Genomic DNA, 8,842 nt, shown 5'->3' with positions numbered 1-8,842 from the left:
CCGGCTCCGTCATCGCCACCATCCCCGTCATCATCCTGTTCGCCCTCATCGAAGGCAAAGTCGTCTCCGGCCTCACCGCAGGCTCCGTCAAATAAGCAGGCACAGTCGGACAGTTGACGTGTATCAGGCCTGGATGACCCGAACCCCCGCGGCCTCGAAGCCCTTTACCGTCCCGGCGCTCGCCGCCGAGTCGGTGACCAGCACATCGACCTCGGCCAGCGGGCAGATCCGGGCGAACGCCCTGCGGTCGAGCTTGGTGGAGTCCGCCACCACGACCACCTGATCGGCCCGACTGGCCATCAGCCGGTTGATGGTGGCCTCACCCTCGTGGTGCGCGCTTGCGCCGAGATCCGCGTTGATGGCGTCCACGCCCAGGACCACGATGTCGAGTGCGACCTGTTCCAGCACTCCCCTGGCCAGCGGGCCGGTCAGCTCGTACGACTGCGGCCTCGCCACGCCCCCGGTGACGACGATCTTCACATGCGGCCGCACCGCCAGTTCACCGGCGATGTTGAGGGCGTTGGTCACCAGGGTGATCTGCGCGTCCGCACCCTCGCCGTTCAGGTCCGCACGGATCGCCAGGGCACGGGCGACCTCGGTGGTCGTGGTGCCACCGTTGAGGCCCACCACGGCGCCGACCGGCACCAGGGCTGCGGCCGCCATGCCGATGCGCTGCTTCTCGCCGGCCCGCCGCGCGGTCTTGTAGCGCAACGGCAGGTCGTAGGAGGTCGCGTTGGCGATCGCCCCGCCGTGCGTGCGGGTGAGCAACTGCTGCTGCGCCAGGTGGTCCAGGTCGCGACGGATCGTCGCTGCCGAGGCCGAGAGCTGGACCGCGACGTCGTCGACGTCCAGCGTTCCGCCGGCAGCCAGCTGTTCGAGGATCGCATTCAGCCGCTCGTGCCTCTTCATGCCCTCTCCGATCCGGATCACGGGGTCCCGGGCAGCCGCAGGTCGTCCTGGCAGGTCAGCGCCGAACGGTTCAATTATGCTCGAATTTGCAAAATATGAGCAACTACAGACAGGGCCGCGCGGATATCCGCAGCGGCCCTGTCCGGTACGAGCGGCAGGAGGAGGTCAGACCGGGGAGGTCACGGGTGGCCGCCGTAGCTGGCCGGAGTGGGCAGGCTGGAGCAGATGTCCTGGTCGCCGGAGCGGCTCTCCGCGCTGATCGAGGGTGCGGGGGCCTTGCTCCCGGAGCTGGTGGTGGCCGGCGCGCCCCTGAGGTTGGCCGGCGCGTTCGTGCCGAGAACGAGGGTCAGCGCGCTGACGCTCGGACTCTGCTTGAGTACGGCTCCGGCCACCTGCCCGGCGAGGGCCTGAGCCTGGGCCTGCTGCCCTGCCGGATAGAGGATCTCGGTCTTCGCGTAGCCGCTGTAGACGCTGTGCCCGACGCTCGCCTTCACGCCCAGAGCCTGGAGGTTGGCGGCCGCGTCGGTCGCCAGGTTCGAGATGGCCGTGCCGTCCGGGCCGACGCTGGCGTTGAAGACCTGCACGGTGAGCGTGGACAGCGGGACTGCTGTCGGTGCGGCGCTCGCGGACGCCGAGGCGGCTGCGGAGGGGATGGCGGTGGCGGAGGTGCCGTAGGTCTTGGCGGCGTTGGAGCCGGGCAGGGGCTGGTCGTTGCGCAGGTCGGCCCAGACCTGGTCGAAGCCCTGGCCGGGCAGGACGCGGCCGTTGTCGGCGGTGTCGGAGGCCGGCGGCCACTCCCAGGGAGCGGTGATCATCTGGATGTAGTGGTTCTTGAGGTTCTTGACGCTGCCGGCCAGCGATACCATCGCCGGAAGGGACTTGAGGCCGCTGTCGACGGTCAGGTTGCTGGTCACCGCCTGGGCGATGCTGTAGAGGGTGAGCGGGTTGGACAGCGTGCCGTTGCTGGTCAGCTTGGTGAACAGCGAGGAGACGAACATCTGCTGGTACTGGATGCGGCCCAGGTCGGTGCCGTCGCCCACGCCGTGCCGGTCGCGGACGAACTCCAGCGCCTGCGCGCCGCTGACGGTGTGCATCCCCGGGCCCAGCACCAGGCCGCTGTAGTTGGGGTCGTTGATGCCCGGCGGCGGCACGCACACCTGCACGCCGCCCACGGCGCTGGTCATGTCCTGCAGCGCGTTGAAGGTGACCTCGACGAAGTGGTCGATCCGGACCCCGGTCAGCTGCTCGACGGTGGCCACCGCGCAGGCGGGGCCACCGAGGTTCATCGCCTCGTCGAACATCGCCTTGTTGGACGCCTGGTGGGTGACGCCGGGATCGGTGCGGTCCTGGCATTCCGGGCGGGGTACCAGCAGGTCGCGGGGGATGGAGACGACCGTGGCCCACTGCTTCTCCGCGCTCATGTGCACCAGCATCGCGGTGTCGGAGATGTTGGTGCCCAGCTTCGAGGAGTTGCCCAGATTCACCCCGTGCTGGCCGTCACGCGTTTGCGAGCCCAGCACCAGGATGTTCTCCGGGGTGTTGCCCTGGGCGTCGGCCTTCGGCGCGGCGGGCTGGTTCTTCAGGCCCGACAGGCTGACGGTGTTGATGTTGCCCACCAGATGCGTGTAGAGGTACGCCCCCACACCGGCGGTGAGCAGCACCAGACCCGCGGTGACGAACGCGACGATACGCAGCACCTTGTACCTGCGGGACCGGACCACCTTGCGCCGCCGGGAGCGGGGCGAATCACCCCGGTGACCCGAGCCGGACCCCGCGGGTCCGGCGTCGGCTATGTGGGAGGAGTCCGCATCCTGCGCAGTCCCGCCGCGACGCCTGCTCACGCTGATTCCTCCCACTCGACCCACCGCGACTCAGCGGCCGATCCCTGATGATCCACTACTAGGTAGACGCGCCCCGCCGCCGAACCGTTTCGCAATTGCGCAAGAAATCGAGGATCGGCTCGCGGCTTCGGGCCCGTGCGGACGTCCCGGATGCGCACAGCCCCCGAACCGACCCGCGGTTCGGAGGGCTGCCAGGGGCCGTTCCCGCTCGCGTCCGATCGCCGGATCGTACTGTTGACCGTGTTCCGCAAGACGCGGATGCGCGAGGATGCCGAAGTGGAACGTGCCAAGCAGGTCACGCTTCCGCTGCTGGCCCGGCTCGCCAAGGCACTTCAGGCATCGCTCGACATCGCCACAGACGGTGACACCTCCACCGTCACCTTCACAGCACACGCCGCTTGAACCGGGGCGGGTCAGATGTCCTCGGCCAGGGCCTGGTAGGCGGCCTCGACCTGCTTCCGGCAGGCCGTCAGGGCGGCCTCCGCTTCGTCGAGACGGCTGACCAGCAGGCTGCCGTCCAGGCGGGGCAGGTCCAGCCGCATCCCGCTGACAATCTCGGCGACCTCGTCGGTGGACGCGCGGACCTCTCCCAGCCGGCGCAGGGTATCGGCCGCGGCTTCGGCCTTGGTGACCGCTGCCGCGTACGACTCCACTGCCTTGACCTGCGTCGTCAGCGCGGCGGTGGCCTGGTTCAGCACCGCGATCGACGGTGCGAGGACCTCGGCCACCGCCTTGTCCTGCTTCTTCGGCGGATCCCCCACGGCCCGGCGCAGCCGGCTGATCTGATCGGCACTCACCACGAGCTGCCACAGCACCCGGTCGCTGATGTCCCCGAGGCCCGTGGCCCTGCGCGCCTCGACCGCGCTCGGCGTCCCGTGGACCCGGTCGAAGGCGGACACCGCCAGTTCCAGCAGCTTCAGTTCCCCGGTCTCAAGGATCGTGGGCAGCGCGAAACGCCCACGCCACTGACGCAACGCGCGCGCTGTCGCACCGTACCGCCGGCCCAGCCGCACACCGATGACGATGAGTCCGATCACGCTGGCGAAGGTCGTCGGGGCCATGCAGAAGCCGATCAGTCCCAGCAGCAGCCCGGGCCAGTTCAGCGCGCCCCCGACCAGGAACACGACATACAGGGCAGCCGTGGCCGCGAGCAGCCTCAGCCACCCCGTGAAGCCCTGCCGATAGACCGGGGGAAGCTCGGGCTCGTCCGCCAGGGTGCGGGAATCGGGGGAAACGGAGTCGAGCATCTTCGCCCCGGCATACACGCGGCGAATCCGGAGCACGTCCGCGGGCGGTATCTCCGGCGCTGTGATGGGCCAGAGCGCGGTCGTCACGCGCACCGGCTCCGTACCGCTCAATGAAGCGTCAGACGTCACAGAAGTCCCCCCGAACCCGTCAGCGGAATCGCCACGGGTGGCTGCCCGTCGTCCGCGTCCCCCAGTGATCAACTCTCCAGCGCAGCATTCCCTATCGGCGCGCCCCCTGTCGAGCACCGGGATCGGCGGCCGGGGCGAACGTCCGACGGCGGGTCAGGCCGGGCGGGGCCGGGCCGTCACCAGTCGCGGGCCGCCGTGAGCAGCCGGTCGCGAACCAGCGCGACGTGGGGGTTGGCGGAGCGGCCGGGGCGCTGGACCAGGTAGCCGGTGTTGATCGGCGGATCCTCGGGTTCGTGCAGCAGGACCAGGGCTCCGTCGGCGAGCCGGTCGAGGCAGAGGTAGCGGGGCAGCACGCTGAATCCGGCGCCCGCGGCGACGGCCGCGCGGACACCGCGCAGGTCCGCGACGGTGACGGCGGCCCGGCAGTTCAGCCGGCGGCCGAAGACGTGCCGCCAGTAACGGCGGGCGATGGGCAGGTCCTCGGCGTAGGTGATCAGCGGGACGGCGTGCAGGGCGGCGGGCAGGTCCGCGCCGCCGACCCGCTCGGCCCAGGCAGGCGCGGCGACCAGCACGAACTCCTCGTCCATCAGCGGCACCGCCGACAGGGTCCGGCCGCGCGGGCGGGTGGTGGCGATGACCAGGTCGTGGCGGCCGGCCCGCAGCTCGGCCAGCAGCGGGTCGGTCAGTCCGTTGGCGATCCGGAGCCGAACGCCGTCGGCGACGAGCGGTGCCAGGGCGGGCAGGGCACGGGCGCACAGGAACTCCGCCGGGCCCGCCAGGTGCACCGGCTCCGCGGGGCCGCCGACGTCCGGGCGGCCGGTGACGTCCGCGAGCGCGTCCAGCGGCTCGACCACCTGCGCCGCGAGCTCGTCCGCGAACGGCACCGGGGTGACCCCGCGCGCCCCGCGCTCGAACAGTTCACGGTCGAGCCGCCGTTCCAGGGTGCGGATCTGTGTGGTCACCGTCGGCTGGGACAGCCCGAGCAGGTGTGCGGCGGCGGTGAAGGACCCGGTGCGGTGCACGGCCAGGAAGGTGCGGAGCAGGTTCAGGTCCAGCGGCCCCGAGGCGACCGCCTGCGGTGCTGCCGCCTCCGCCTGCGGTATTCCCCGCGAGCCATTGGATTCCCTATCACTCATACAGACGATTCTATTGGCCGTCGATGGCAGCGGCCGCCTACGGTCGAATACAGACGGGATGACGTTCTGAGTGCGGAACGTCAGAACGTGACGCGCTTGGGCGGCGTACAGGAGCCGTCCGAACCTCGGAGAGTTGTGACATGGCAAAGATCCTTTTCGTGATGACCGGTGTCGACTACTGGACCCTGGCCGACGGCACGCGCCACCCCACCGGCTTCTGGGCCGAGGAGGCCGTCGCCCCGTACGAGACGTTCACGGCGGCCGGGCACCGGATCACGGTGGCCACCCCGGGCGGCGTGCAGCCGACCGTCGACCGGGCGAGCCTGGCCGCCGAGGTCAACGGCGGCCAGGCGGGCGCCGACAAGGTCGCGGCCGCGCTCACCTCGATGCCCGAGCTGCAGCAGCCCGTGAAGCTGGAGGACGTGGACCTGGCGGAGTACGACGCCGTGTTCTACCCCGGCGGCCACGGCCCGATGGAGGACCTCGCCGTCAACGCCGACTCCGGCCGGCTGCTCACCCTGGCGCTGCGGTCCGGCAAGCCGCTGGGCGTCGTCTGCCACGCCCCGGCCGCGCTGCTGGCCGCCCGGGACGAGGACGGCAGCTCCCCGTTCGCCGGGTACCGGCTGACCGGCTTCACCAACACCGAGGAGACCCAGGCCGGTCTCGCCGACAAGGCGAAGTGGCTGCTGCAGGACCGGCTGGTGGAGCTCGGCGCCGACTTCCAGGAGGGCGCCCCCTGGGCCCCGTACGTGGTCGTCGACCGGAACCTGGTCACCGGGCAGAACCCCGCCTCCTCCGGCCCGCTCGCCGTCGAACTGCTGAAGAAGCTGGCCTGACCATGGGCGCCGACCGGCTCCCCGAGGTCCTCGACGCCACCTACGCCTGCCTGACCCGGTACGGCGTGCGGCGCACCACGATGGACGACATCGCCGCAGAGACGGGCGTGTCCCGGTCGGCGCTCTACCTCTACGTCCGCAACAAGGACGACGCGTTCCGCCGGCTCGCCGAGCGCCTGCACGACCAGGCGCTGGCCCGGGCCCGGCGGATCGCCGCCGGCGACGCCGAGGCGGCCGAGCGGATCCACGGGGTCCTCGCCGCCAAACTCGACCTGGTGCTGCAACTGGCCGGCGACTCGCCGCACACCGCCGAACTCCTGGACGCCAAGGCCCGGTTGTTCGGCGACATCTGCCAGTCCTTCACCGAGGACCTGCGCGGTCTGCTGGTCCAACTGCTGAGCGAAGCCGACGTCCAGCAGCCGGAGGACGCCGCCGACATCTGCATCGCCCTGGTCGCGGGCCTGGAACCCCGGCCCGACAGCCGGCGGCTGCTGACCCCGGCGACCCGCGCACTGCTGGCGGGATTCCGGTATCCGGAGCCGGCGCAGCCCAGGTGATGATCCACTATCGTCACGTCCGCCGCACCACACGTACCGTGGAACACGAACCATCCGACGCGACATACCTGACGACGCGCCGTACCTGACGTCACGGACTACCTGACGTCACGGCGTACCTGACGCGAACCGCCCGACATCAAAGGATGCATTCATGAGTACTCCGACCGCACCCCGCCCCGCCGACGCCTCCGGCACCTTCGCCCTGGGCGGGGACCTGCCCGTGAACCGTCTCGGCTACGGAGCCATGCAGCTCACCGGCCCGGGCGTGTGGGGCGACCCGAAGGACCCCGCCGAGGCGGTGCGGGTGCTGCGCCGGGCCGCCGAGCTGGGCGTCACCTTCATCGACACGGCCGACTCCTACGGGCCCTTCGTCAGCGAGGAGTTGATCCGCAAGGCGCTGCACCCGTACGCCGACGAACTCGTCATCGCGACCAAGGGCGGGCTGACCCGCTCGGGCCCGGGCGACTGGCGTGCCGTCGGCCGCCCGGAGTACCTGCGCCAGCAGACCGAACTGAGCCTGCGTCACCTCGGGGTCGAGCGCATCGACCTCTACCAGCTGCACCGCATCGACCCGAAGGTGCCCCTCGCCGAGCAGTTGGGCGAGCTGGTGCTGCTGCAGCAGGAGGGCAAGATCCGGCACATCGGCCTCTCCGAGGTCTCCGTCGAGGAGCTCAAGCAGGCCCGGGCGATCGCGGAGATCGTCTCCGTGCAGAACCTCTACAACCTGGCCGACCGCCGCGCCGAGGACGTCCTGACCTACGCCGAGCAGGAGAACATCGCCTTCATCCCCTGGTTCCCCATGGCGACCGGTGAACTGGCGCGGCCCGGGGGCCCGCTGGACACCTTCGCCAAGCAGCACGACGCCAGCCCCTCGCAGCTCGCCCTCGCCTGGCTGCTGCGCCGCTCCCCGGTGATGCTGCCGATCCCGGGCACCTCCAGCGTCGCGCACCTGGAGGAGAACACCGAGGCGGCCCGCATCGTGCTCACCGACGAGACGTTCACCGCCCTGGCCGACGCGGTCTGAGCCGGATCCCCCGGACGGCCGCACGGCCCGGCGCAGGACGGCCTACGGCAGAACGCGGCGCTCGGCGGCGGTGATCGCCACGTCGTTGATGCTCGCGTAGCGGCGGCTCATCAGGCCGTCCGGGGTGAACTCCCAGTTCTCGTTGCCGTGGCTGCGCCACCACTGGCCGTCGGCGTCGTGCCACTCGTACTCGAAGCGGACCGCGATCCGGTCGCCGGTGAAGGCCCACAGCTCCTTGCGCAGGCGGTAGTCGAGTTCGCGCTGCCACTTCTCGCGCAGGAACGCGACGATCTCGGAGCGGCCGGTGATGAACCGGTCGCGGTTGCGCCACTCCGAGTCCGGCGTGTAGGCGAGGGCGATGCGCTCGGGGTCGCGGCTGTTCCAGGCGTCCTCGGCGGCCTGCACCTTGGCCAGGGCGGTCTGCTCGGTGAACGGGGGGACGGGGGGTCGCACGGTCACGGGATGCTCCTCTCACAGGGGAGAACCATCGTTCTCCTGGTTGCACGCTACGCTAGGAGAACGATGGTTCTCAAGTAGGGACGGCAATCAGTGGCAGCGACAGCGGGACCAGCGGCGGCGGCAGCGCCGGAGTCGGCGGCAGGACCAGAGGCGGCGCGGACGCGGGTGCTGGACGCGGCCGAGGCCCTGTTCTACGCCCGCGGCGTGCAGAACGTGGGCATGGACGAGGTCCGCACCACCTCCGGGGTCTCCCTCAAACGCCTCTACCAGCTCTTCCCCTCCAAGGGCGACCTGGTCGAGGCCTACCTGCGGCGGCGCGACACCACCTGGCGCCAGGACCTGACCCGCTTCGCCGACGCCCCCGAGGACCCCCGGGAGCGGGTGCTGGCGGTCTTCGACTGGCTGGAGCAGTGGTTCGCCCAACCCGACTTCCGCGGCTGCGCGTTCATCAACGCGTTCGGCGAACTCGGCGCCACCGCACCGGCGGTGGCGGACGCGGTGGCCGAGCACAAGGCAGCCTTCCGCCACTACCTCGCCGGCCTGGCCACCGCCGCCGGCGGCACCGCCGCCCTCGGGGAGCAGCTCGCCCTGCTCGCCGAGGGCGCGATCACCACGGCCGCGATCAGCGGCACCCCCGCCCCCGCCCGCCAGGCCCGTACCGCCGCCCAGGCCCTGCTCCCCCACCGCGCATAGCGCCACCC

Annotated in this window: 9 protein-coding genes and 2 pseudogenes; 6 read left to right on the top strand and 5 right to left on the bottom strand. The window is 71.0% G+C overall.

The genetic code is table 11. From position 1 onward, the window contains the following. Positions 1 to 95: pseudogene (locus tag ABH925_RS31550) on the top strand (sugar ABC transporter permease); the annotation flags it as partial. Between the two features lie 28 nt (positions 96 to 123). Here ABH925_RS31550 and ABH925_RS31545 read toward each other — a convergent pair. Then, on the bottom strand, positions 124 to 909 hold the full coding sequence (locus ABH925_RS31545; RefSeq protein WP_370153528.1) for a DeoR/GlpR family DNA-binding transcription regulator: 786 nt from the start codon (positions 907 to 909) through the stop codon (positions 124 to 126). 179 nt (positions 910 to 1,088) lie between these two features. Continuing rightward, positions 1,089 to 2,606, bottom strand: a complete 1,518-nt coding sequence (locus ABH925_RS31540; protein WP_370153526.1) for an LCP family protein — start codon at positions 2,604 to 2,606, stop codon at positions 1,089 to 1,091. Positions 2,607 to 2,957: 351 nt separating this feature from the next. Between ABH925_RS31540 and ABH925_RS31535 the strand changes: the two are divergent. Further along, positions 2,958 to 3,152: pseudogene (locus ABH925_RS31535) on the top strand (hypothetical protein); the annotation flags it as partial. An 11-nt stretch (positions 3,153 to 3,163) separates the two neighbouring features. Here the strand turns inward: ABH925_RS31535 and ABH925_RS31530 are convergent. Next, on the bottom strand, positions 3,164 to 4,084 hold the full coding sequence (locus ABH925_RS31530) for a hypothetical protein (protein WP_370153524.1): 921 nt from the start codon (positions 4,082 to 4,084) through the stop codon (positions 3,164 to 3,166). Between the two features lie 218 nt (positions 4,085 to 4,302). Continuing rightward, positions 4,303 to 5,262 (bottom strand): LysR family transcriptional regulator, encoded by a 960-nt coding sequence (locus ABH925_RS31525; protein WP_370153522.1) that lies wholly within the window; start codon positions 5,260 to 5,262, stop codon positions 4,303 to 4,305. Between the two features lie 140 nt (positions 5,263 to 5,402). Between ABH925_RS31525 and ABH925_RS31520 the strand changes: the two genes are divergently transcribed. The 3 genes from ABH925_RS31520 to ABH925_RS31510 all read left to right on the top strand — a co-directional run bounded on the left by ABH925_RS31520 (position 5,403) and on the right by ABH925_RS31510 (position 7,682). Then, positions 5,403 to 6,098: a type 1 glutamine amidotransferase domain-containing protein gene (locus ABH925_RS31520; RefSeq protein WP_370153520.1), complete on the top strand. Its 696-nt coding sequence runs from the start codon at positions 5,403 to 5,405 to the stop codon at positions 6,096 to 6,098. Positions 6,099 to 6,100: 2 nt separating this feature from the next. After that, a complete protein-coding gene (locus ABH925_RS31515) occupies positions 6,101 to 6,655 on the top strand; it encodes a TetR/AcrR family transcriptional regulator (protein WP_370153519.1) in 555 nt (184 codons plus the stop codon). A gap of 154 nt (positions 6,656 to 6,809) precedes the next feature. Next, positions 6,810 to 7,682 (top strand): aldo/keto reductase, encoded by an 873-nt coding sequence (locus ABH925_RS31510; RefSeq protein ID WP_370153517.1) that lies wholly within the window; start codon positions 6,810 to 6,812, stop codon positions 7,680 to 7,682. Positions 7,683 to 7,724: 42 nt separating this feature from the next. On the opposite strand, the gene ABH925_RS31505 is transcribed toward ABH925_RS31510, so the two are convergent. Further along, positions 7,725 to 8,141, bottom strand: coding sequence for a nuclear transport factor 2 family protein (locus ABH925_RS31505; protein ID WP_370153516.1), 417 nt, complete (start codon positions 8,139 to 8,141; stop codon positions 7,725 to 7,727). Positions 8,142 to 8,231: 90 nt separating this feature from the next. On the opposite strand from ABH925_RS31505, the gene ABH925_RS31500 reads away from it, so the two are divergent. Further along, entirely contained in the window at positions 8,232 to 8,834 is a 603-nt protein-coding gene (locus ABH925_RS31500; RefSeq protein WP_370153515.1) for a TetR/AcrR family transcriptional regulator, read from the top strand. The last annotated feature ends 8 nt before the right edge of the window (positions 8,835 to 8,842 follow it).

It is taken from the genome of Streptacidiphilus sp. EB129 (assembly GCF_041262645.1).
GTDB lineage: Bacteria > Actinomycetota > Actinomycetes > Streptomycetales > Streptomycetaceae > Streptacidiphilus.
This window is presented reverse-complemented; position numbering and strand designations above follow the sequence as displayed.